This window comes from Mycobacteroides immunogenum (genome assembly GCF_001605725.1).
GTDB lineage: Bacteria > Actinomycetota > Actinomycetes > Mycobacteriales > Mycobacteriaceae > Mycobacterium > Mycobacterium immunogenum.
In genome coordinates this window covers 4,549,244-4,570,442 of sequence record NZ_CP011530.1, presented here as the reverse complement: position 1 = coordinate 4,570,442, position 21,199 = coordinate 4,549,244, and the positions used below count along the sequence as shown (strand labels likewise).

General features: G+C 60.1%; 24 protein-coding genes. 23 read left to right on the top strand and 1 reads right to left on the bottom strand.

All coding sequences use genetic code 11. The annotated features are described in order from the left end of the window. The first annotated feature begins 2 nt into the window (after positions 1-2). Both ABG82_RS22715 and ABG82_RS22710 read left to right on the top strand, forming a co-directional pair. The gene (locus ABG82_RS22715) at positions 3-875 is read left to right on the top strand and encodes an enoyl-CoA hydratase (protein WP_043077097.1); all 873 of its coding nucleotides are present in this window, start codon (positions 3-5) and stop codon (positions 873-875) included. Between the two features lie 172 nt (positions 876-1,047). Next, positions 1,048-2,544 (top strand): amidohydrolase family protein, encoded by a 1,497-nt coding sequence (locus tag ABG82_RS22710; protein ID WP_043076965.1) that lies wholly within the window; start codon positions 1,048-1,050, stop codon positions 2,542-2,544. A gap of 60 nt (positions 2,545-2,604) precedes the next feature. On the opposite strand, the gene ABG82_RS22705 is transcribed toward ABG82_RS22710, so the two are convergent. Continuing rightward, positions 2,605-3,432 carry a mycofactocin-coupled SDR family oxidoreductase gene (locus ABG82_RS22705; protein ID WP_043076966.1) on the bottom strand — a complete coding sequence of 276 codons (828 nt, stop codon included), beginning with the start codon at positions 3,430-3,432 and terminating at the stop codon, positions 2,605-2,607. 173 nt (positions 3,433-3,605) lie between these two features. Here ABG82_RS22705 and ABG82_RS22700 point away from each other — a divergent pair, with 173 nt between their 5' ends. From ABG82_RS22700 to ABG82_RS22600, 21 genes are all read left to right on the top strand, one after another. Continuing rightward, positions 3,606-3,965 carry a DoxX family protein gene (locus tag ABG82_RS22700; RefSeq protein WP_043077098.1) on the top strand — a complete coding sequence of 120 codons (360 nt, stop codon included), beginning with the start codon at positions 3,606-3,608 and terminating at the stop codon, positions 3,963-3,965. Between the two features lie 57 nt (positions 3,966-4,022). Beyond that, the gene (locus tag ABG82_RS22695; RefSeq protein WP_078343810.1) at positions 4,023-4,649 is read left to right on the top strand and encodes a TetR/AcrR family transcriptional regulator; all 627 of its coding nucleotides are present in this window, start codon (positions 4,023-4,025) and stop codon (positions 4,647-4,649) included. Positions 4,650-4,898: 249 nt separating this feature from the next. Further along, complete coding sequence (locus ABG82_RS22690; RefSeq protein ID WP_052510949.1) at positions 4,899-5,438, top strand: VOC family protein; 540 nt, start codon at positions 4,899-4,901, stop codon at positions 5,436-5,438. Between the two features lie 120 nt (positions 5,439-5,558). Next, the gene (locus ABG82_RS22685; RefSeq protein WP_043076968.1) at positions 5,559-6,440 is read left to right on the top strand and encodes an SDR family NAD(P)-dependent oxidoreductase; all 882 of its coding nucleotides are present in this window, start codon (positions 5,559-5,561) and stop codon (positions 6,438-6,440) included. A gap of 279 nt (positions 6,441-6,719) precedes the next feature. After that, positions 6,720-7,064 (top strand): hypothetical protein, encoded by a 345-nt coding sequence (locus ABG82_RS22680; RefSeq protein WP_054491369.1) that lies wholly within the window; start codon positions 6,720-6,722, stop codon positions 7,062-7,064. Between the two features lie 14 nt (positions 7,065-7,078). After that, the gene (locus ABG82_RS22675; RefSeq protein WP_052510959.1) at positions 7,079-7,660 is read left to right on the top strand and encodes a hypothetical protein; all 582 of its coding nucleotides are present in this window, start codon (positions 7,079-7,081) and stop codon (positions 7,658-7,660) included. A gap of 31 nt (positions 7,661-7,691) precedes the next feature. Beyond that, a complete protein-coding gene (locus tag ABG82_RS22670; protein WP_054173178.1) occupies positions 7,692-8,189 on the top strand; it encodes a hypothetical protein in 498 nt (165 codons plus the stop codon). A gap of 45 nt (positions 8,190-8,234) precedes the next feature. Beyond that, positions 8,235-8,699 carry a hypothetical protein gene (locus ABG82_RS22665; RefSeq protein WP_043076971.1) on the top strand — a complete coding sequence of 155 codons (465 nt, stop codon included), beginning with the start codon at positions 8,235-8,237 and terminating at the stop codon, positions 8,697-8,699. Between the two features lie 402 nt (positions 8,700-9,101). Next, the gene (locus tag ABG82_RS22660) at positions 9,102-10,067 is read left to right on the top strand and encodes an MlaE family ABC transporter permease (RefSeq protein ID WP_078343812.1); all 966 of its coding nucleotides are present in this window, start codon (positions 9,102-9,104) and stop codon (positions 10,065-10,067) included. A 77-nt stretch (positions 10,068-10,144) separates the two neighbouring features. Beyond that, on the top strand, positions 10,145-10,936 hold the full coding sequence (locus tag ABG82_RS22655; protein WP_043077102.1) for an ABC transporter permease: 792 nt from the start codon (positions 10,145-10,147) through the stop codon (positions 10,934-10,936). Between the two features lie 9 nt (positions 10,937-10,945). Next, the gene (locus tag ABG82_RS22650) at positions 10,946-12,088 is read left to right on the top strand and encodes an MlaD family protein (RefSeq protein WP_052510950.1); all 1,143 of its coding nucleotides are present in this window, start codon (positions 10,946-10,948) and stop codon (positions 12,086-12,088) included. Further along, positions 12,085-13,116, top strand: a complete 1,032-nt coding sequence (locus tag ABG82_RS22645) for an MlaD family protein (RefSeq protein WP_043076972.1) — start codon at positions 12,085-12,087, stop codon at positions 13,114-13,116. Before ABG82_RS22650 ends, ABG82_RS22645 begins: the two co-directional genes overlap by 4 nt. A gap of 32 nt (positions 13,117-13,148) precedes the next feature. Beyond that, positions 13,149-14,081, top strand: coding sequence for an MlaD family protein (locus ABG82_RS22640; RefSeq protein WP_078343813.1), 933 nt, complete (start codon positions 13,149-13,151; stop codon positions 14,079-14,081). After that, on the top strand, positions 14,081-15,220 hold the full coding sequence (locus ABG82_RS22635) for an MlaD family protein (protein ID WP_043076974.1): 1,140 nt from the start codon (positions 14,081-14,083) through the stop codon (positions 15,218-15,220). The genes ABG82_RS22640 and ABG82_RS22635 overlap by 1 nt, the downstream gene beginning before the upstream one ends. Next, the gene (locus tag ABG82_RS22630) at positions 15,217-16,212 is read left to right on the top strand and encodes an MlaD family protein (protein ID WP_043076975.1); all 996 of its coding nucleotides are present in this window, start codon (positions 15,217-15,219) and stop codon (positions 16,210-16,212) included. Before ABG82_RS22635 ends, ABG82_RS22630 begins: the two co-directional genes overlap by 4 nt. Then, complete coding sequence (locus tag ABG82_RS22625) at positions 16,209-17,192, top strand: MlaD family protein (protein ID WP_234707991.1); 984 nt, start codon at positions 16,209-16,211, stop codon at positions 17,190-17,192. Before ABG82_RS22630 ends, ABG82_RS22625 begins: the two co-directional genes overlap by 4 nt. A 55-nt stretch (positions 17,193-17,247) precedes the next feature. Next, positions 17,248-17,916: a hypothetical protein gene (locus tag ABG82_RS22620; RefSeq protein ID WP_043076977.1), complete on the top strand. Its 669-nt coding sequence runs from the start codon at positions 17,248-17,250 to the stop codon at positions 17,914-17,916. 35 nt (positions 17,917-17,951) lie between these two features. Further along, complete coding sequence (locus ABG82_RS22615) at positions 17,952-18,287, top strand: DUF732 domain-containing protein (RefSeq protein WP_131676238.1); 336 nt, start codon at positions 17,952-17,954, stop codon at positions 18,285-18,287. A 47-nt stretch (positions 18,288-18,334) separates the two neighbouring features. Next, positions 18,335-19,303 (top strand): alpha/beta hydrolase fold domain-containing protein, encoded by a 969-nt coding sequence (locus ABG82_RS22610; protein ID WP_043076979.1) that lies wholly within the window; start codon positions 18,335-18,337, stop codon positions 19,301-19,303. A gap of 266 nt (positions 19,304-19,569) precedes the next feature. After that, the gene (locus ABG82_RS22605) at positions 19,570-20,088 is read left to right on the top strand and encodes a hypothetical protein (RefSeq protein WP_043076980.1); all 519 of its coding nucleotides are present in this window, start codon (positions 19,570-19,572) and stop codon (positions 20,086-20,088) included. Positions 20,089-20,220: 132 nt separating this feature from the next. Then, positions 20,221-21,162, top strand: coding sequence for an SDR family NAD(P)-dependent oxidoreductase (locus ABG82_RS22600; protein ID WP_043076981.1), 942 nt, complete (start codon positions 20,221-20,223; stop codon positions 21,160-21,162). The last annotated feature ends 37 nt before the right edge of the window (positions 21,163-21,199 follow it).

Sequence of the window (21,199 nt, the reverse complement as noted above, 5' to 3'; positions counted from 1 at the left end):
CGGTGAGTGAGTTCGAGAACATCATCTACGAGCGGCCGGCCGATAAGGTCGCCCGAATTGTGCTCGACCGTCCGGATGCGCGGAATGCGCAGAGTATGCAGCTACTGTACGAGCTCAATGACGCGTTTGACATTGCTGCCCAGGATGATTCGGTGAGCGTCATTATTCTAGCGGCTAACGGGCCACACTTTTCTGCCGGACACGACTTACGTGAGCCCGCAGGCCCGCAGGTAGTGGCCGACCATCGGCGGATCGGCACCTGGTGCGGCATCGGTTGTGCCGGAGCCGAGTCGCAGATGGCGATCGAGAAGGAGATGTACATCGGACTCTCCGAGCGGTGGCGCAACATTCCGAAACCGACAATCGCCGCAGTGCAGGGAAAGGTCATCGCCGGCGGGCTGATGCTGGTGTGGCCCTGCGATTTGATCGTTGCCGCCGACAACGCGCTGTTCCAGGACAACACGGTGTCGATGGGAGTGGCCGGTGTTGAATTCTTCAACCATCCTTTCGAGGTCGGCGTGCGGAAGGCGAAGGAGATGTTGTTCACCTCCGACTTCCTTACGGCCGCAGAGGCCCATCGACTCCACATGGTGAATCATGTGGTGCCGATCGACGAGCTGGAATCGTTTGCGCTGGCATTGGCGTCCCGCATCGCCGAGAAGCCCCTCTTCGCACTGAAATTGGCGAAGGAAGCAGTCAATGTGGCGCAGGACAACCAGGGTCGCCTCAACGCGATGCAGACATCATTCGCGTACCACCAGTTGTGTCACAGCCACAATCAGCAGCTGCACGGGATGTTGATCGATCCGGCATTCATGGAGCGAACGTTCAAGACCGCATCAGTCGCTGAGGAGCAGACGGTCTCCGATCGGTAGAACCACGAAGTCGCACAACCGATCTGAGATCAATACGCCGATTTGGCCGCGCTGATCGATGCTGGCCGAAAAATCTGCGCGATTCCTTGACGAAAACCGGCGCCCGGGGTTTAACTGACATTACGAAATGTCAGATATATCACATACGGAACATACGGAGAGGTACTCAACGATGCGAACCAGATTCGATGTGCGCGAAGCAGACGCGGACACGTTGTCTAGCCCGGAGCTGCGGCCGCTCACGATGGTGTCGGCGGACTCCCACGTGTCACTGCCGCCGAAGATGTACAAGCACTACGTGGAGTCGAAATACCACGATTCGTGGAGCGGTTACCTCGACGATGTGGCCATTATCAACAAGGTTGTGGAGCTGACCGGCTACCCCGCTCCCGAGGACGCCCTCGAGGTTTATGACAAGAGGGGAGTGGTCTCCGGGGCAGGGGAGGTCGGATATTTCGACCCAGTGTGGCGGCTCCGTCACGTGGAGGCCGAGGGAATCGCCGCCGAATTCTTACATCCGTTCGGGCCGATTGGTTTCGTCCCGTTTGTCGATGTACAGAATTCGGTACGGTCGCATGAGCTGCGGGTTGCGGGGGCGCACGCCCATAACCGATTCTTGGCGGATTTCTGTTCGGAGGCTCCTGGCCGCTTGTTGGGAGTGCCGCTGATCTACCCATGGCCGGACTGGGAAGCCGGAGTAGCCGATATTGTGCGTGCTCGCGAGTCGGGATTCCGTGCGATCTTCCCGCCGATGATGCCCGGCACGGCGCCCGGCGATCTGCCTGCGCTCTATGACGGGTGGTGGGACCCGATGTGGGCGGCATGTCAGGACCTGGGCATGGTGGTGCACATTCATGCCGGGTTCGGTAACCCCCAGGGTGGCGTTGTCGAGATGGTACGGAACGTATTTGGCCGCAAGGAAAATCTGGACGATCCGGGCAACACGGGTAAAACGGGGCTGTCGGTGATCGACCCGAGCATGTTGCCCAAGTTCGACCCGGACGCTGATCCGGAAACGGCCGGCACGAACTCGTTCCTGAGTGAATTGTTCGAGACGTTCGGCGAGCGCCGGCCGTTGTGGCAGTTGATGTGGGGCGGGGTTTTCGACCGCTTCCCGGGGCTCAAGGTCGCGTTCCAGGAGATTCACGCCGATTGGGTACCGGTCACGCTGGAGTACCTGGAGCGCGCACACGTGGCCAACCCGGGTTCGATGAAGCTCACCCCCAAGGAGTACTGGGCTCGTCATTGTGCCTGTGGTACCTCCCTCATGCGCTACGGAGACGTGGCGGTGCGTCATGAGGTCGGCTTGGACAAGCTGATGTTTGGTAGCGATTTTCCGCATTTTGAAGGGACGTGGCCGAACACGCACGACTGGATTCGTACCACGTTGGGATCGGTGCCGGAGGCGGAAGCGCGTGCCATTCTGGGGGAGAATGCCATTGAGTTCTATGGCCTTGACAGGGCGCTGTTGGAGCGGACCGCCAAGCGCGTTGGTCCGCTGTACCGCGAGCTGTTCAACCAAGAACCCGTGGATCCGAAGTTGATCCGGCACTTCGAGTTCCGGGCCGGGATCAACAAACCGGTCAACTTCAAGGTCGACCAGATGGACCAGGCGTTCGCGGAGGATCGGGCTGGGGCGACCAGGGCGCTGGCGGCCACCCGACCTTGATGACGTGGGAAACGGTCACCGCGAACGACCCTGACCCGCGGTGACCGTTATCCATGGGTGTTACAGCAGACCTGCGCTGACGACGTGGGTGGTGCCGGTGACGTAGCGGCCGTCATCCGAGACCAGATAGAGGATGGCATTCGAGATATCGACCGATTCGATTGCACTGGTGGGCATTCCGGTGAGGGTGCGTGCCACCTCCTCGAAATCCTCCTGGGTGGGGTGCTCGAGATCGGGCCGGAAGAGGCGGAAGGTCGGCTCGTTGAGAACCATATCGGTCAGAACGGTGCCGGGGTGCACGGTGTTCACCCGGATTCCCTTCGGTGCCAATTCTTTCGAAAGAACGTTGGACAGCTGAATCAGACCGCCCTTCGCCGCCGCATAGTGCGCGATGTTCGGCTGGACGACAATTGCTGCCAGGGAGCTGGTGATTACCACCGAGCCACCCCGACCGCCTGCGAGAATATGCGGAACCGATGCCTTGAGAGTCTTCCAGACCCCGGTGAGGTTGATATCGATCATTGTCTGCCACTGTTCTTCGCTCATCTCGAGTGTGGGGGCGGGGGCGACGATGCCCGCATTCGCCAGCACAATGTCGAGGCGCCCCAGCTCCGCCACGCCCGCGTCGACCGCGGACCGCAGGCCGTCGAAATCTCGTACATCGGCCTCGGCGGCAACGAAACGGCGTCCGAGCGCTTCCACCTGACGCACCGTCTCGGCCAGGTCCTCGGTGGTTCCCGGTTCATAGGGAAGGCCCGGGATATGCCGCGGTACATCGACGCCGATGATGTCGGCACCTTCTTGGGCTAGGCGTACCGCGTGAGAGCGTCCCTGCCCGCGTGCCGCGCCGGTGATGAATGCGACTTTGCCTTCAAGCTTTCCCGTCATGTGCAGTTCCCGCTCTCTGATGCCGTTGCCAGAAAAGGCGATTGATATGGAATGGGGCAGTCGTACTCCATGAGCACCCCGTAGCCCTTTATCTGACATTAGACTATGTCAGATAAGGGGGCTGCGGGGTGGCGGCGATACCGCAATGCGGACACACGGATGAAGGAGGCCAGATGCGGGTAGGGGCAGTTGTGGTCTCGATCGCGCTGGCAATGTTTTTCGGCGCAGCGGGCGTCGTGAACGCCTTCTATCTGGCGGCTGCTCGCAAGGAGGGGCAGCACTTGCGGATTTCATCAGGGCTGACCCGATTCGTCGGTATGTGCCAGCTCGCTGGCGCGGTCGGGTTGTTGGGCGGCTTGTATTGGCGTCCATTGGGCACCGCCGCGGCGTCGGGATTAATGCTCTTGATGGCTGGGGCGGTGATCTCGCATCGACGGGTGCGCGATTCGGTGCAGGCAACGGCGCCGGCCCTCGCGGTGTTTGGGTTGGCTGGACTGGTTGTTGGCGTCCAGCTCGCCCTGCTTTCGGGCTGACATCGAGATGTCCACCTATGCTGAGGGCTGACCACGGATCTGGCAGGAGCGGAGAAGGTGTCGGTTTCAAGCGAAAGCCGTGTGTACGGCGGGGCTACTGGTGAGGAGCGCGTCGCCGAACGGCGCCGGAAGTTGATTGAGGCGGGTATGAACCTGTTTGGTTCTCCCGGTTCGGAATCGGTGCGTGTCAAAGATGTGGTGCTCGAGGCCGGGCTCACGGATCGTTACTTCTACGAGAGCTTCAGTGATCTGGGGGCCTTGTTCGAGGAGATACTCGACCTGACTATCAAGGCGATGGAATCTGAGGTGAATGCCGCGGTGCTGGAGGCGCCCGATGATCCCGTCGCGAGGGTCTCCGTCGCCATGCGGACGACGGTCGATACCTTGACTGCCGATCCCCGTATGATCCGGATCTTCTTCGTCGAGGCGCTTGGCAGGGGCGGTCGCGTCGGCGCGCGGCGAAACGAGATCCTGACCCACGCTGCTGAGAACTTTTTCAAGTGGTCGGGAACCGATACGGGACCCTTTGACAGTGGCCCCGTCGAATCGCGTATGCGGGCATATGCGGCTTCGGGTGCTGCGTCCGAGCTGTTGATCTCGTGGGCAGAGGGACTCTTGGATATCACCTCCGACCAACTCGCGGAATACCTGGTCGGTCTGTACTGGCGTATCAACCTTCCCTAACGCCCACGCGGCCGCGGGGGCGCCTCCGGTCCGGTGTCTTTCTCTCATGTCCGTGCTGAGGCAGGAGAGATTCTCAATCTGACATAGAAGATTGTCTGATAGGTGTAGGGTCGGCCCAGCGTGTGGTTCATTTCGGTGTTGACACTGAATATCTCACGTGCAGTGGATTTTTGGGTCGCTTGAGAGTGCGGACACGGCGAGTACCGTCCGACGATTCCGCACCGCAGGCATTCGGAGGAAGGTGAGGACGTGTTGGTCGCGAAGCAGTACTGTCAGATTGCCTGGGTGGTGGACGACCTTGACAAGGCAGTCCAACAATGGCAACAGACCGCCCGGATAGGGCCCTTCTTCATGGGCGCCCATGTTGGCGCGATGATCGGTGGTGCTGTCCATCGTGGCCACGCTGTCGACGTCGATATCAGTTGCGCGATTGCCCAGGCGGGCACGGTTCAGATCGAACTCATCAAGCAGCATGGCAGCGGACCGTCTCCGTACCGAGATGTCTTCCGGGAGGGGGAAAATGGCTTGCACCATATCTGTAGCTTCGTCGACGATGTCGAGGCCGAGTGTCGCAACTACCAAGACCATGGCTTCGAGGTGGTGATGACGGCGTCCGTTGGAGGTCTAACGCCGGTCGCCTACATCGATACGCGACCGATGCTTGGTTGTATGACCGAGTTGATGGGACGGGGAGGCCCGGTAGAGGCGATGTATGGCGCCGTCGCGAAAGCGGCTGCCGAATGGGATGGCACCGATCCGGTTCGTGAGTTCGCGGCGCTGTTGTCCTGAGAGCTTCCGATATGGATGTGCGGCCCACATGAATGTTTCATGAGGACAGCACCTTTGGTGGCGGAGGAGATGTGCGCATATCTGACACTGATCATAGTCAGATGATGTACCGTGGGCGGTATGACAAATGATTGGCCGACAGGGCAAGCAGCGTTCGTCACCGGGGCTGCATCAGGTATTGGACTCGGCATCGCCCGAGCACTCGTTGCGGCTGGAGCAAAGGTGGCTCTGGCCGATATCGACGCCGCGCGGCTTGTCGATGTGACGCAAGAGTTGACCGATGCCGGTGGGACTGTGCTGGCGGTACCGCTGGACATCAGCGATCCCGAGCAGTGGTCGGCTGCCGCGGATAGGGCCGAGGAAGCTCTCGGCCCTATCTCCATCTTGTGCAATAACGCGGGCGTGAATGGCGGTGGATTGATTGACGAAACGCCGCTTGACGTTTGGCGCTGGGTCTTCAAGATCAACACCGAGGCGCAATTCATCGGGGTCTCGACCTTCCTGCCGCGTTTCAAGAGTCGTGGCGGTCGTGCGCACATCATGAACACCGCCTCAATGGCCGGAATCGTGCCAATGGCCCGCGTCGGCGCCTATTGTGCGTCGAAATTCGCCAGTTTCGGCTTTTCGATGGTGCTGCGCGACGAGCTGCAGGGCACGGATGTCGGAGTCTCGGTGTTGTGCCCAGGGACGGTCGCCACGCGCCTCAATGTGACGGCCGGTGAGGCCGAGGCCAAGGTGCGCGGGGAGGGGGTCAACACCGCGGCGGTCGAGGGAAACGGTGCGCTACTGGCGGCCGGGGCAGATCCGGACCGCGTCGGAGAACAGGTGGTTGAGGCCATCCGGCAGCGCGACTTCCTGATCATCACCCACCGCGATTGGGAGCCCCTCGTCACTGCTGTGCACGCCGAAATCGGGCGCACTTTCGGCGAGTACGAAAACCGGTACGGCGCGGATCCGACTGTTCCCTTCCTGATTCAAGGTGCGAACCCGATAACGACCTAACCTAAACCGGCCCAACGGGTTGACAGTTTGCCGATGGCCCCCGCTGCGTATTGCACGCCGCGGGGGCCACTCGCTATCGGGGTGCGGTTCGAATCGTCCGCTGACGTGTTGGCACTCTCAACTTCTTGACAGAGTGACATGGCACACATAATCTGACATGGATGCATGTCAGATCTGAATAGATGGCTTGCAGGTCGGCGGATCCGGCGCGCGCACGCCGCGCCTATGCCCTTTGTGCAGGAGGCCGGGTTCCCGCGACTAGGAGGAAGTGAGCAAGTCATGCCGAAACCCCAGTGCCTCACTGGTTCGCGCTTGGTGGACGGATCATTTGTCTCGGCCACCCTTGGTGGTAGCCGTGGCTGCCCCGCCCGGTCCGACTTCATCGAGCTGTTTTTCGTGACGGGGGAGAGTTCCTGGACATGGTGCTTTCCGGAGCCGCCCGAGCAGAGTGCGGGCGGCACCGCCGGCACGATCGCGCTGGCCGTCGGTCCTTATGGAGCCCAAGCGCGTTCCGTTGACGAAGGCGTTTTGGGGCTCGTGCTGCCCACGTCGGAGGCCTTGCCGATGATCCTTGGCGGGTGTCAGATCTACGTGGCCCGGAAGCTGGTTGAGCGCGGGTGGTGAAAAACCTGGTATCCATGCTGATCTCCTCTCTGGTGACGGTGACGGTGACGGCCGTGTGTATTGCGGCAGGGGCCCCGGCGAGTGCCGATCCGTCGGATGCGCCTCCTCCGCTACTGCCCGAGTTCGTACCGACTGCCGGGAACTTCACGCCCCAGTTCCCTTATCCCTATGACCAAACACGTGCCAGCGTGACTCCCGCGGATATCACCGCGGAGCGAGAGATGTGCCAGTGGTTCAATGCGCGATACCGTGACCTGCGGAATCAGATGGATCAGTTCGGGTTCAATCTGTTGCAGGCCAGTAACGACTGGACCCTCGGGACAATCCAGGCGCAGGCCGACAATGTAGCCGCGAATGTGGAACAGGCCGTCGCGTTCCTCGCTCCACGTGCGGAATCCCTAACGCAAACGCAGGATTTTGCGGGCGACAACTACTTTCCTCTCTACCAAGGAGAGAGCTTCTATCGACTGTGGCAGCACCTGTCCAATACTGGCGTCGGCATCAGGGCCCGAAACACCGCGTGGGTCAATGGGCCGTCGCTGCAGCGAGTCAAGCACTGGGCCAGCAGAATTGAGCGTTCACGTGTCTGCGTGTAGCGGGAGTGTTCATAGTGGGAAAGTCAAGAGGATGCGGCGTATAGCCGGTCGGCTCGCCGCGGTTACCGGCCTTCTTGCGGTGTATATGATGGCGGCGGTTGCCTTCGGCGCGATCCGCGCGGACGCCAATGTGGGTGAATTAGGCCCGCCCCCAGGTGAATCCGAGATCAAGCAGACCCTGACTGACTTCTACAACACAGGACGTCCGCCGGACTACGCAATCGATGTTCAATTTGACGGCCCCATTTTGGTTGGCACGCCGACCGTACATGCGAATCCGCCGCCACAACCGTGGTGCGTCCGGTGTGGTTACCCGGATCAGGGAACGAGCTTGATGTACCCCGTGCTGGCGATCGTTTCTGTGATGACCACTCAGGGCTTGGATTCTAGTGCGTTGCCGCCCAATAGTTTTGTGCACACCACCAATACGGCATACAACGGCACGCCCTGTCCCGGTGCGACTGTTGCGCAATACTGCCCCGCGTACTTTTTCTATCGGGACGGCCAGGGCAATTGGCAGATTGCTTGACGTGGCTGGAAGTATCACGAGGAGTGGACGCTTGAGGGAATCAAGATGACACCGCTGCGGATCGTCGCGGGTGCCACGATGGCTATCTGTGTGGCGACTGTGCTGGCACCACCGGCTGGAGCGGACGAGACCGCGGATTTGAGGTCGGCGGTATCGGCGCGACGCGGTAATTGTGCTGCACTGCAACCTGATCCGGTGCTGGACCAGGTCGCGCAGGTCGCCAATCATCAGACACAGAAGTACATCAATCACGCCTCCAGGTTCGAACCGATGGAGGATCCGATGCCGATGCTGCGTCAATTGTCCTATCCGGCAGGCAAGGCCAAGTTGCTCTTCGGCTACGCAGACGTTCACAAGTTCGCAGACGCCCCGCAGAAAGCCATCTACGGAGCGGCGTTGTTCGGTTCCGAGGTCATTCCGGATTGCACCTATACGCGTTACGGTGCCGATGTCCTGACGGACCCAAACACGGGTAAGACCACCACCGCCATCGTCTTGGCCGGCGACTGAGAGCCATCGACTGCGTTCATTCGCAGCAAATAAGGTGAGTGAAGCTGGCCGGTGGGGCGGTAAGCCCTGTCGCTAGGCCTGAGGCGCGATCGGTGTCATCGGAATCGATTCACTCGCCATACCACCGATCTTGCCGCAGGTGGTGTGTACATCCCTGGGCTGGTTGTGAGCTGGCCCGTGGCAACATATTAATAGGCGTTGAAATGCTCATTGTAATGGCGATTTATTCGTATTGAATCGTGTCAGCATACGTGAAGTTAGATATTGACAATCTGACAATGCCGTCCTGTAAGATTCACGGATGATTGAGATGGTCATCACAGTGACCCGGGCTCAGTGCGGATGAACACATCATCGACGACATCCGCGACAGCACACGATAGGGAACGAGCCAGCTAACGTATGTCACTGACAGAAACGGATGAGCCGAGCCTCACCGCAGACGCACGCGACGAGGGGCGCAACGGGACTGCATCGCTACCTGAGCGTGGCGCGCTCCCGGTGGCTGCGGTCAAAGGGTTGCATCGGACGGCATCCGGGGCGAGCCTGCTTATCGGTCCCGTGGCCACAGTTGCACGGCGGTTGACGCGGGTTCCGGTGGCAAGCGCCAAAACCATCGGTCGTGCGGTACTGATGGCGGCGTCGGTGGTTCGGTACGTTGTTCAAGACATCGTGTCTCTTCGGTTGCCAGTCGGCGAGACTATCCATCAATGTTGGTCCCTGTACAAGGTGACCGCGTTGCCCGCCCTTCTGATGGCGGTGCCTTTCGGTGGCATGGTGGCCGTTCAGACCTCCGGTCTGATCAATCAGGTTGGGGCAGCGTCGATTGTCGGTGCGGCGAGTGGCGTCGGTGTGGTTAGGCAGGGGGCGCCGCTTACCGCAGGACTGTTGATGGGTGGTGCCGCTGCCTCGGCGATCGCTTCAGATCTGGGGGCACGGGCGATCCGGGAGGAACTCGACGCATTTCGTGTTATGGGGGTGGACCCGGTTCGGAGCCTAGTCGTGCCGCGGTTTCTCGCCTTGATAATTCTGGCGCCCGTGTTGATGGCTGTCATTATCGCCTCGGCGGTGATCGCCTCGTTTGTCCTCGCGATCACGGTCAGTGATGTGACGAGCGGCAGTTTCTGGGCCTCGTTCGGTGCTTTCGCCAAGATGGTCGATGTCTGGTTCGCGATCGGTAAGGCGGTGGTGTTCGCGGCGATAGTGGGCATCGTGTCATCGCTGAAAGGTGTTGAGGCCAAGGGTGGTCCGCGCGGTGTTGCCGATGCGGTGAACGCGGCGGTCGTTGCCAACGTGGTGGGAATCGTCCTCGCGAATCTGGTGATCACTCAGGTGCAAACCATGTTCTTCCCGATGGCGGTGGCCTGATGGGCGGAAAGGTGATGACGCCGTCTCGGTACCTGCACCGGTTCCGCTTGGTTGAACGGCTGCTCGCGGTGCTGAGGATGCCATTGCACACGTTGGGCGGAGCGCTCCTCTTCGTCGGTCAGGTGATCTACCTTTCGCCGATCACGATCAGGCAGTACCGCAAAGAGATATTGGCCCGCATGATCAGCCTCTCCTTCGGTCGTGGCTCCCTGGTGGTTGACGGCGGTGTGATCAGCGTCTTGATGATTCTCGGTATCGCGATTGGCGCTTCCATTGCCATTGAGGCGTGGGCTACGTTGAATCTGCTGGGTTTTGGCGCGCTTTCGGGAATCGTCGGTGGTCTGGCCAACGTCCGGGAGATGGCTCCGCTGGTCGCCGGCATTGCCTTCGCGGCGCAGGCTGGATGTCGAATGACGGCCGAGATTGGCGCAATGCGCATCGCCGAGGAGATAGACGCCACGGAGGCGATGGGATTACGTGCCCTTCCTTATGTGGTGGGTGCACGCGTTATCGGCGCATTGCTGATTGTCATACCGGGATTTGCGCTGACGCTGTTGGTGAGCTTCTTCGTGTCCAATGCCATGATCACCGCGTTCTACGGGGCGCCGACGGGGACCTACCAGCATTATTTTGTCCAGTACCTCTCGCCGACCGATCTGGTGTATTCGACGCTGAAGGCGGCGGTATTCTGCGCGGCGGTAACGGTAATCCACTGTTATTACGGCTATTTCGCTTCTGGTGGCCCCGTGGGTGTCGGCATGGCGTCCGGGCGCGCAGTGCGTGCGAGTTTGGTGGCGATCATGGTGCTGGACTTCGTTCTCACCGTCGCATTGTGGGGCCTTCAGCCGACGTACGTGTTTACCGGTTAGGGGCTGATCATGACGACACTACTGCGGGTGAACGAGCAACGGCACGAACGCATCCTGACATTGATCGGTACGGGGTTCGTGTCAGTACTGTTGGTCGTTGCGCTGACGTACGCCTTCGTGATCAATGCTCCTGGGCGTCCGGTCGCCGATGCGATCTCGGTCGCCATCGAGACACCGTACGTGGGGCAGGGTGTAGACAGCGGAACCGCTGTCATCTTGCACGGTGTCAAGGTAGGCGAGGTCAAGGGCGTGTCCAAGCTGGGCGTCGGTCGGGTTCGGGTGGAGGTCGAGCTACAAAGCGACCCGACCCGAGGGTTGACCGATGCCGTCGGTATTGACTTCCGGCCGGCCAACTACTTCGGTGTCACGGGAATCAATTTGACACCTGTTGACCATGGACAATCCCTGCGAAATGGTGCTTCTATCAGCGTTACCCCCAGCGGAAATTTCACTCTTCAGACGCTGCTGTATCGGCTCGGTGAGCTGTCGCATGATGTGGTGACGCCACAACTCATCAGCGTCATGGACCGCGCGACTCGTTACACCGATGCGTTGAATCCGTTGTTCGAAACCATGATTCGGGTGTCGACGACCCTCACCGATGTGCAGAAGGTCAGCACCGAACAGCTGTTGCGAAACGCCGCCGCGATCAGTGTCGGTCTGCCCAGCTTCATGGACTCCGCGATCAGTGCCGGCAACAACTATCTGATGAACTACGTCGGGGTGGGATTCGACCCAGACAAAGATCGCGAGTTAAATCCGTATCTGCGTTACTACGACGACAAGCAGTTGGCCAACTACAACGAGGCATCACATGTCTTGGCCACCGACCCGGACAAGTTCGCGTACGGTCGGCTTCGAGAGTACTTCGTCGGCGCCCGTTTGGATCTCTTCTCCAAAATCGGCGATCTGGAGAAGTCGCATGTCTACGACTTGTATCCACTGTTGGACCAGGTGCGTGTCCTGGCCGATGTGGTACCGGGAATCCTGAAACCGGTTGAACTGGCGGACAAACTGGGCGAGCTGCGCTCGCGTCTGGAACGTATGTATGTCGGGTCCGGGGATCAGCGCGCGCTACAAGTGAAACTTGTTCTTGATCAACTCCCAGGGGTCGCGGCACCACTAGGCCTGATGTTGGGCGGCGCACAGTGAGGAAACACCTTGGTGCACTGCTGAAATTTAGCATAGCGGTGGCGATCAGTGCGCTGCTGCTCATCGTGATCTCGAATGTGATCAGACAACCGGTCGACGGTGAGACCCAAACCATCAGTGCGGAATTCACTGATGTAGCCGGATTACATGAGGGTGCAGACGTGCGGGTACGTGGAGTGCGTGTCGGCAAGGTGCAATCACTGGAGCTTAAAAGGTCCGAGGGGCGCACCGTTGCGACCGTTGAATTCACCATGGAGCGTCGTTACAGCATCGTGCCCGCGAGCCGGTTGGCAGTAAAGTTCCAGGCTCTTACCGGATTACGGTATGTGGATGTGGCCGGGGCCGCTCCGGGCGGAGCCCCCGATGAGATGGCCAGCGTCCCCGCTTCAATGACCATCCCCTCTTTCGACGTCACGGTCCTGTTCAATGGGTTGCAGCCGGTTCTGGCGACCCTCAACCCCAGCGAAATCAACACCTTCACCGAGAACGTCGCCACCTTCCTTGCCGGCGACGGAGATGGCCTCGGTCCGATGCTCGACAGCATCAACCGTCTCACGGCATTGGTATCGGATCGCGAAGCGGTAATCGCCACTATCATGCGTAATCTGCAGCGGGTCGCTGTCGGGGTGCGCGGGAAATCCGACGCACTGCCGAAGATTCTGGACCAGGTCCGGATTGTCGCGGACTCCGCGATGACAGTCTTGGACGAGTTCCGGAAATCAGAGGTCTATGGCCCGGACTACACGGGTGAACTGAACCGGCTACTTGGAGCGTTGGGGCTCAACTCAGGATCGTGGGTGGTCGACAATTATAAGCCGGGGTGGGATCCGGAGAAGGCCTTCGATAAGGCAATCACCAACGTCTACAACGAGATAGACGGAGTGAAGCGCATCCCGGTGGTCTGGCAGAACATACCCGAACCTCCGGCTGCGGGCACGCCCGCGGCGTGTTCCAAAGGTCCTGCTGCACTGCCTCTTCCGATGGACGTGCTCCTCAACGGACGCAAGGTGGTCATATGCAACCAGTGACGAGACTTATCCGTAATCCATTGTTTCTGGGGGTGACAACGATTTCTCTGGCCCTGGTGGTGGCCCTCGTGGTTGGCTGGGTGTATATCACGCCGCCGCACCGACAGCTCGTAACGTTCTATACCGACGATGTGGCGTCGGTGAGGTCGGGCGATTCGGTCCGGGTAGCGGGCATCGACGTGGGAACCGTCAAAAGGATCTCGCTCGAACCCCATCAGGTTCGGGTGCAGATTTCGATGAAGGACGAGGTGTTTGTCGGCGACCAGACACAGGTCGAGGTCCGGATGCTTACCGTCGTGGGCGGGTACTTTGTCACGCTGATACCACTCGGCGATCGTGCTCTCGGGCAACAGACCATCCCGACCGAGCGAGTCACGATGCCGTACAGCCTTATCAGGACACTGTCTGATGCGACAAAGATCACCGACCAGGTGGCTGCCCGGCCGCTCAACGAGTCGCTGAACCAGATTCAGCAGGGCCTGGCGGGCAACAACACCGACATTCTGGCGAAGATTCTCGACGCCGGTAACAGCGTCAGCGAGGTGTTGGAGCGCCAACGCGGTCAGCTCACCAGCATTCTCGACATGTCCAATGAGTACATCAGCCGCCTAAACGGCAATCGAAAGCTGCTGGAATACCTGATTTCTCGTGTCGCCATCCTTGAGGAAACGCTTGTGCTCTATGGCTCGGGATTCGCGTCGTCGATCGAGGGTTTGGGGAAGGTCGTGGATGACATCTATCCACTGGTTCCTTTTTACTTCACTCACCGACAGGACTTCATCAACCGAGTTCGGGGGGTGCTCTCGGAGTTTCAGACGGTCGCCGATCGCAACGGTGCTTTGGTCGGATGGTTGCGCCGGGTCCGCGAGCGGATGCAAACGACCCTCGACGCCCAAAATGCGGGCACACCACCAGAACTCCTAGCGACCGACCTGTGCTTTCCGGTCGAAGGGAGGCGCTGCTGATGCCGTGTCCATCCGCTGCGACCCGGTTGTTCGCGATGGTGATATTGGCGGGCTTGTCCGTCTTCGGTGCCACCTCGTGTGGGATTTCCTCGGCCATGGCGCCGGAACCGATGGCGAACCAATTCTGCGCCTTCATGTCCGACAGCGTGGGACTTTATGTGGGAAACCATGTCACGCAGATGGGATACCCGATAGGTGAGGTGCTTGGGATCGAACCGGCGGCCGCGCAGGTCAAAGTCGTGTTCTCTCTCGATACAGAGCGGCCGGTGCCCGCAGGGGTACGAGCTGTCACGCGTTCTCCCTCGATCCTTGCGGATCGCTCTCTGGAGCTGGTCGGGAACTATGCGGGTGGACCAAAACTCCAACCGTCCGAATGCATCCCGCTGAATCAGACGGCCACGCCACTGAGTATCGCCCGGATCATCGGTTCGGCTACCGACTTCGTCAACGCTATCAATCCGGACGGTTCGACGAATCTCGCCGATGCCCTCCGTGGGATCGATAAGGCAATGGCGGGCCAGGGCGAGCGCGCAAATCAGTTGCTGACCCGATCCTCGAAGCTACTGGACAACCCCGACCAGGCCATTTCGCAAATGGGTCAGATCACCAGGAACATCGCCGAACTGACCTCGATGCTGCGAGCCAACCGTGCGCCGCTCAAGCAGATTGTCACGGACCTCCCCGAGATAGTTCCGCATGCGTTCGAGGCCGAGCACGGAGCCCTTGAGTTCGCGGGGGCAATGACCGAGATCATGACGATAGTCAACGACATCGAGCTGGAAATGGGGCCCGAGGTACAGACCGCGCTGGATGCGACCGGCGAGTTGATCCGCATGGCGAGCCCACATTACAAAGGTGTCGTCGACATGTTGAATCCGCTGCCGCGGTTCATCAGTGGTATCAACGGTGAGCCCCCCGGAGCGACGGATGGTGGGCTTGCCAAGCGTCTGAACAACCATCTGTTCCCGGTGCTGACCTGGCGCCCGCCGCTGTTCCGGATACCTACTCCCAATGGGCTTTTGGCATGTGGGGCGATGAATTCGTCGGCCCCCGGAAGCTGTGCGGACGTCGGTGGTCGGCCGTATGTGGTTGACGTCGCCCTGCTGCAGTACGTCCTCACGGAGGCCCAGCGACGATGACTACTCGAGTGCGACTTCTGATTTGTGCGGTGATCGGCGCGATGAGCATCACCGGCTGCTCGTCGCTATCGGTCGATGCCATCCCGATGCCGGGGCACTCCTATCGCGACGGCTACGACATCATCGCCGAGTTCGCCAATGTCCTCAATCTGCCGGACAGGGCCAAAGTAGTCCTGGATGGCACGAAGGTGGGAGAGGTCAGCAAGGTGGCCGAGGTCGGTACCCATGTCGATGTCACGGCACGTATTCAGGGTGGTGTTCAGGTACCGTCCAATGTGACGGCGGTGCTGCAGCAAGCCACTGTGCTCGGGGATATCTACTTGGCGCTGGAGCCTGTGACCGGTGGTGCCGAACCCGCACCGGTGTTACGGGCCGGCGGACGAATTCCCCTGCAACAAACCGTATCTCCGCCGCAGATAGAGGACACCATTGCCAGTCTGGCAAACTTCATCGGTAGCGGATCCATTCAGCGCTCGCAGAACACCCTGGTACGGCTGAACCGGATCACGCCGCCGAAAGAAGAAGTGCACAGGGTGGTTTCGCAGGTCACCACCGATCTGAATCAGGTCTCCGACAACATCGACACCGTCGACGTCATGATCAAGAGCCTGGAACAGACATCGAATGTGGCTGCTTCGTGGGCCCCGCAGATGAGCTTCTGGTTTACCCCGCAAGGCGTACGCGGGTTCCAGCGATCCACCGTCATCGCGAGGGAATTCGGCAATCTGCTGCCCTCCATCGGAACGATTTACAGCAGTGGATACTGGCTGGTTCCCGCGTTCGCGTCGCTGGGCAACGCGATGACTGCGGTACAGGGAACGAAACAAGTTGTGGAAGGGGAGTACCCGCGTTGGCGCAAGTTCATGAACGAGTACTTCTTGCCTCAGGATAAGTATCCGGCGATCAACATCACGTCCATCGTCGGGCCCGACGGGCGTGAACTGTCGGGCAATGTCGAGCAGGTACTGCGGATGTTGGGAGCTGTTCCGTGACATTGAGAGCAACAGCGGTTTTCGTAGCATTCGCGGTGATGGTCGCCGCGTGCCTGACGTACATCGCGCGCCTGGGGGTACACGTCGGTGTACCCGATAACCGGACGAACCTGTCGATGGATGTCGCGGATGTGAACAATCTGGTGATCGGCTCCAACGTGCTACTCCGTGGCGTACCGGTAGGCAAGATCGACAATATCGAGACGTCGACTGCCAACGCCACCATTCACTTCTATATCGACAACCGATTCGCAGTGCCCGCCGACAGTGTTGTCCGGCTGGAAAACCTGTCCGCGCTCGGCGAGTCATATCTCGAACTGGAGCCGAAGACTGCCGGTGGGCAGGTATTCAGAGATGGACAGCGCGTTGCGCCGGCGGCGATTGTCGCGCCAAAGTCGATCTCGGAACTGGGTTCGAGTGTGGTACGGGTGCTGAACCAGCTCGACCCCGAACAGCTTCAGCATGTCGTCGGCCAGGCCGATGCCGCGCTGCCTGACCCCTATTCCGTACTGCCCAACCTGGAACGCGCGAGCCAGGTTCTCAACAACACCACCATCGGTCTCGATGGAAGAGGCAGACAAGCTTTGGAGAATCTTCAGAGCCTTTTGGAGAATGCGGGATTCGTTGGTTCATTGCTTGCGCAGTCGGCGCCGAGTATCAAGGCGGCAGGGGAATATCTGGTCAAGCTATGGCGGGGCGGGGCTAATAATGCCTTGCGGAATGACATGCCCGGATCGGTCTACATCTTCGGCAGATTCATGCAACGCATCCAACAGTTCCTAGACGACAGAGGTGCTGATCTTCGGGTGCTCACCGAACCTCTTACCCCCAATATCCAGGCTATTGCCAGCGCGCTGGGCAATATCGACAGTAGCCAGATCTTGACCAATCTCTTGGCGGCGACGCCGCCAGATGGCGCGATCGAACTGCACGTCGCTCTGCCGCGGACCGGTCAAACACTTCCTACGGCCGGTGGCTGATGTACCGGGGCCGCCGAAAAGGTAGTTACACAACAACCCGAAAGTTGGTGCGGATATGAGTACTACCGCTGCAGAGGACAACAAGCTGTTGGTCGATGATGATTCTGCTGAGGATGACGCCGAGGATCGGGCCTCCGGTGAGCAAGGCGCTGAAGATCGGGAAACGGTTGTCACGCAGACAGAGTCGGCCGTGCGTCAGGAGCGCAGGATCTCACTTTCCGTGCGGGGCTTGGCGTTGGGGGCGATCATCACAGCACTTGTTGTGGCGCTGGCCGCAATGAGCTGGATGTATGTCGGTGCCGATCGAGACCTCGACACCCAGGCGCAGCAAGCACGTGATAGTGAGCACGCCGAGCAAGTCGCACTCGACTACGCCGTGCGGGCCGCGATCATGAGCTACAAGGACTTGGCGCCGTGGAAACGTGCGCTGGTTGAAGGGACGACCCCCGAGCTCACCAAGAAACTCACGGACGCCGCCAACGCGATGGAACAGCTCCTGCTTCCGCTGCAATGGACGTCGACGGCGAAGCCCATTGCCGCCAGGGTGAGATCGCATGAGAAGGGCGTCTACATTGTGGATTCGTTCGTCAGTGTGCGAACGAAGACCGTGCAGGCGCCCGACAATCTGCAGTCGACGGCCACGTATGCCGTGACAATCGATCCCGCGAATGACTGGAAGATCACCGACGTCGGCGGTATCGGTCAGGTGGTCGGGGACAAGTGACGTACCGGCGCGGGTGTCCATCGACTGTTCTGAGCGTGGTGGCCCTCTGGGCAATGTTGACCGGCCTGTCCGCCACCGTGAGTGTTGGTACGGCATGGGCAGACGGCAAGTCGTATCTGCAGAAACTGCACGATGCTGGAATCAACACTCCGCGTGGCGAGTACGAGCTCAAAGAATGGGGACATGAAATATGTGCGCTCAGGACCAGGGGTAAGCCGCCGCGGCAGTGGGTTGAGCAGACTGTCTATCAGTCGGCCCTGCACCCACCGTACGGACTGACCGAAGAGCAAGCCAACACGATCGTCGACATCGCGGTGAACGAGCTGTGTGACGACCGCGATGGGCCGCCGCCGTACGAACCCCAGCCGTAGAAGATCGGCCAAAGTTCTTTTATCCCTTCACCTTATTAGGAGCGTTGATGTGCAGTTCAGCGGTATGCCCGCCATTCGATCCCGAGTTGGAAGCGATCCTGGCCGCGGTGGCCGATCAGATACCCGCGGTCACGGCGGAGACGATCGGGGAGCTACGGCAGGCCCCCTTACCCGGAGTCGCTACCGATGATGACCTGGCGGCGGCCGGCCTGATCCGGAGTGAGGTGACCATCCCGGGGTATGAAGGCGCCGAGCTTGTCGCCTCGGTAATCCGGCGAGCGGACAAATCCAGTGTGGGGCCAGGCATTTACCATGTGCATGGCGGAGGCATGATCGCCGGAAATCCGATGGTCGGTATTGCCCAGATCATGCCGTGGATCGTGGAACACGATGCCGTCGCGGTGACCCTGGAATACCGGCTGGCGCCGGAATTCCCAGACCCCTATCCGGTCGAGGACTGCTACGCCGGGCTGCTCTGGACCGCTGAACAGGCTGCTCAACTCGGGATAGATAGGGATCGACTGATCATTGTCGGTGCCAGCGCGGGTGGAGGTCTCGCGGCCGGTTGCGCGTTGATGGCACGCGATCGCAGCGGTCCCGGCCTGGCCGGGCAGGTACTGATCTGTCCGATGCTCGACGACCGTGATCAGACCGCTTCGACTGTCCAATACGAGAACGCCGGCCTGTGGATCCGCTCAAGTAACGTGGTGGGCTGGGACGCGCTGCTCGGCGACCGGCGTGCCACCGACAACGTGTCTATCTACGCCGCGCCGGCCCGTGCGAGGGATCTTGCCGGGCTGCCGCCCACCTTCATCGACTGTGGTTCGGCGGAGGTCTTTCGCGACGAGGACGTCGAATACGCGACACGTTTGTGGTGCGCGGGCGTACAGGCTGAGTTGCATGTGTGGCCCGGTGGATTCCACGGATTCGATATGGTCGCTCCGCATACCGCGTTGGCTCAGACGGCGACCGCGACGAGAAACGACTGGATTGCAAGGCTTTTCGCACACGCATGACCAGCTAGACCGTGATATCGAACGTGATATGCCACGCGAGATAGTCCTCGCGGCGCTCCCGATTGTCCGTTCTTTGTCACCGGCCTTCGAAGTGTTCTTGATACGCAATTACTTTCGGGAAGAAAGAGGGGACAAGACTCATCTGACATGATAAATTGTCAGATAGGTCACGGCACTGGCGCGAGCGCTAGGCGCGAACAAGACGACGCAGGTTGGCGCTAGACCTGATCTCAGCCCATCAACGGTTCAAAGGAGACCCGCAGGCCATGGAAGAAATGTCCAAGAAAGAAATGGAAGCAGTTCTGCTCGCCCATGAGAAGGGTGAGCTAGAGGAGGACCTGGACGCCACCATGGCGACATTGGTCGACAATCCCCACTACGAGCTTCCTACGCTGGGGTTCGCGTTCGACGGCTACGACGCCGTTCGCGAGGCATACAGCCGGATCATGCCGGGTACGCGTGAGCGGAATGTCGCCGCTCAGATGCGCGTACATGCCATCTCGCACAACACGCTGGTTCGCGAGGCACACGTGTCCTTCACGAAATCCAACGGCGAGCGGGTCACCGGCGGATACATCGTTGTCATGTCCTTCGATCCGGAGCAGAAGCTGATTTCTGGCGAGCGGATGTACATGGACGGCCACTTCGCGGAGATGATGAGTGAAAACCTGGGCCCGGATTTCGCCGACGTTCCAGGCGTCACGAAGCTGGCCGATGCGGCCCCCATGATCGATAGGCATGATGCGTACGAGGTGGCTGCGCGTCACGGAATCACCATTAACTAAGCCACCGTATCTCGCCGAAACATTCAGTAACGGTGGGGTATCGGAGTATTGAGCCACGCACTCGCGGAGGCCTACCGGCGGTGAGTCGCCGCGAGTGCGCTGGGTATTGAGAACACAGAGCGAGGACAGTCGATGCTGAGTTTTGCGGGTCAGGTCGCAATCGTCACGGGTTCCGGACGCGGCATTGGCCGCGCGACGGCCTTGGCGTTGGGCAAGCGTGGCGCGAAGGTCCTGGTCAACGACTACGGTGGTGGATTCGACACGCTGACACCCGGTACGAACGAGGTGGCGCAGTCGGTTGTCGACGAGATTGTGGCTGCCGGCGGTGAGGCGGTCGCGGACGGGACGGCGGTCGGAACCGGGGAGAGTGCGCGGGTAATCGTTGAATCTGCGATGAAGTCCTTTGGGCGTGTTGACATTCTCGTCAACAATGCGGGCGGCAGTCGGCCGTTCCACAACGTGGATGAGGATGCCGACGAAAATTTGGAAGGCGTGATTCGCAGCAACTTGATTGGGTCGCTGATGCTGATGCGCCGTGTCTGGCCCATCATGCGCGATCAGAATTACGGCCGGATCGTCAATACATCGTCGAATACTGTTCTGGGGCAACAGGGAATGCTGGCGTATGTGGCTGCGAAAGGTGGCATCATCGGTATCTCGGGTTCCGCCGCGATCGAGGGTGGCCCCCTCGGCATTCTCGTGAATACTATTTTTCCCCAGGCCTATACGCGAAGCGTCGACGACACTGCCGAGCCCGGAACCATGGACTGGTTTAAGTCGCACACACCCGAGCTGGTGGCCGAGGGTGTTGCCTTTCTGTGCAGCAGGGAATGCAATGTTTCGGGTGAACTGTTCCGTATCGGCGGTGGCCGTTTCAGCCGATACGGGATATACGGCAACAAGGGTGTCGCCGACGCCGAATTGACCGCCGAGTTCGTCGCCGAACGGTTTGATCAGAGCCGCGATATGGCGGATGCGGAAATCGTGCCCGATGCCGCTTATGACATGGCCCGCTTCAACTCCGCGCTGGCCTCTGATTGGCAGTCGGAGCTGAAGTCCGACTGGCGGAAGTAGTTTCGTACATCCAATCTCGCGGCGGAAGCCGGAGAAC

Coding starts and splice junctions, on each gene's coding strand:
- ABG82_RS22605 (WP_043076980.1), top strand. CDS start 19,570: ATGGAAGAAATGTCCAAGAAAGAAATGGAAGCAGTTCTGCTCGCCCAT.
- ABG82_RS22600 (WP_043076981.1), top strand. CDS start 20,221: ATGCTGAGTTTTGCGGGTCAGGTCGCAATCGTCACGGGTTCCGGACGC.
- ABG82_RS22680 (WP_054491369.1), top strand. CDS start 6,720: ATGCCGAAACCCCAGTGCCTCACTGGTTCGCGCTTGGTGGACGGATCA.
- ABG82_RS22710 (WP_043076965.1), top strand. CDS start 1,048: ATGCGAACCAGATTCGATGTGCGCGAAGCAGACGCGGACACGTTGTCT.
- ABG82_RS22620 (WP_043076977.1), top strand. CDS start 17,248: ATGAGTACTACCGCTGCAGAGGACAACAAGCTGTTGGTCGATGATGAT.
- ABG82_RS22655 (WP_043077102.1), top strand. CDS start 10,145: ATGCCATTGCACACGTTGGGCGGAGCGCTCCTCTTCGTCGGTCAGGTG.
- ABG82_RS22670 (WP_054173178.1), top strand. CDS start 7,692: ATGCGGCGTATAGCCGGTCGGCTCGCCGCGGTTACCGGCCTTCTTGCG.
- ABG82_RS22650 (WP_052510950.1), top strand. CDS start 10,946: ATGACGACACTACTGCGGGTGAACGAGCAACGGCACGAACGCATCCTG.
- ABG82_RS22665 (WP_043076971.1), top strand. CDS start 8,235: ATGACACCGCTGCGGATCGTCGCGGGTGCCACGATGGCTATCTGTGTG.
- ABG82_RS22635 (WP_043076974.1), top strand. CDS start 14,081: ATGCCGTGTCCATCCGCTGCGACCCGGTTGTTCGCGATGGTGATATTG.
- ABG82_RS22675 (WP_052510959.1), top strand. CDS start 7,079: ATGCTGATCTCCTCTCTGGTGACGGTGACGGTGACGGCCGTGTGTATT.
- ABG82_RS22660 (WP_078343812.1), top strand. CDS start 9,102: ATGTCACTGACAGAAACGGATGAGCCGAGCCTCACCGCAGACGCACGC.
- ABG82_RS22685 (WP_043076968.1), top strand. CDS start 5,559: ATGACAAATGATTGGCCGACAGGGCAAGCAGCGTTCGTCACCGGGGCT.
- ABG82_RS22705 (WP_043076966.1), bottom strand. CDS start 3,432: ATGACGGGAAAGCTTGAAGGCAAAGTCGCATTCATCACCGGCGCGGCA.
- ABG82_RS22610 (WP_043076979.1), top strand. CDS start 18,335: ATGTGCAGTTCAGCGGTATGCCCGCCATTCGATCCCGAGTTGGAAGCG.
- ABG82_RS22630 (WP_043076975.1), top strand. CDS start 15,217: ATGACTACTCGAGTGCGACTTCTGATTTGTGCGGTGATCGGCGCGATG.
- ABG82_RS22700 (WP_043077098.1), top strand. CDS start 3,606: ATGCGGGTAGGGGCAGTTGTGGTCTCGATCGCGCTGGCAATGTTTTTC.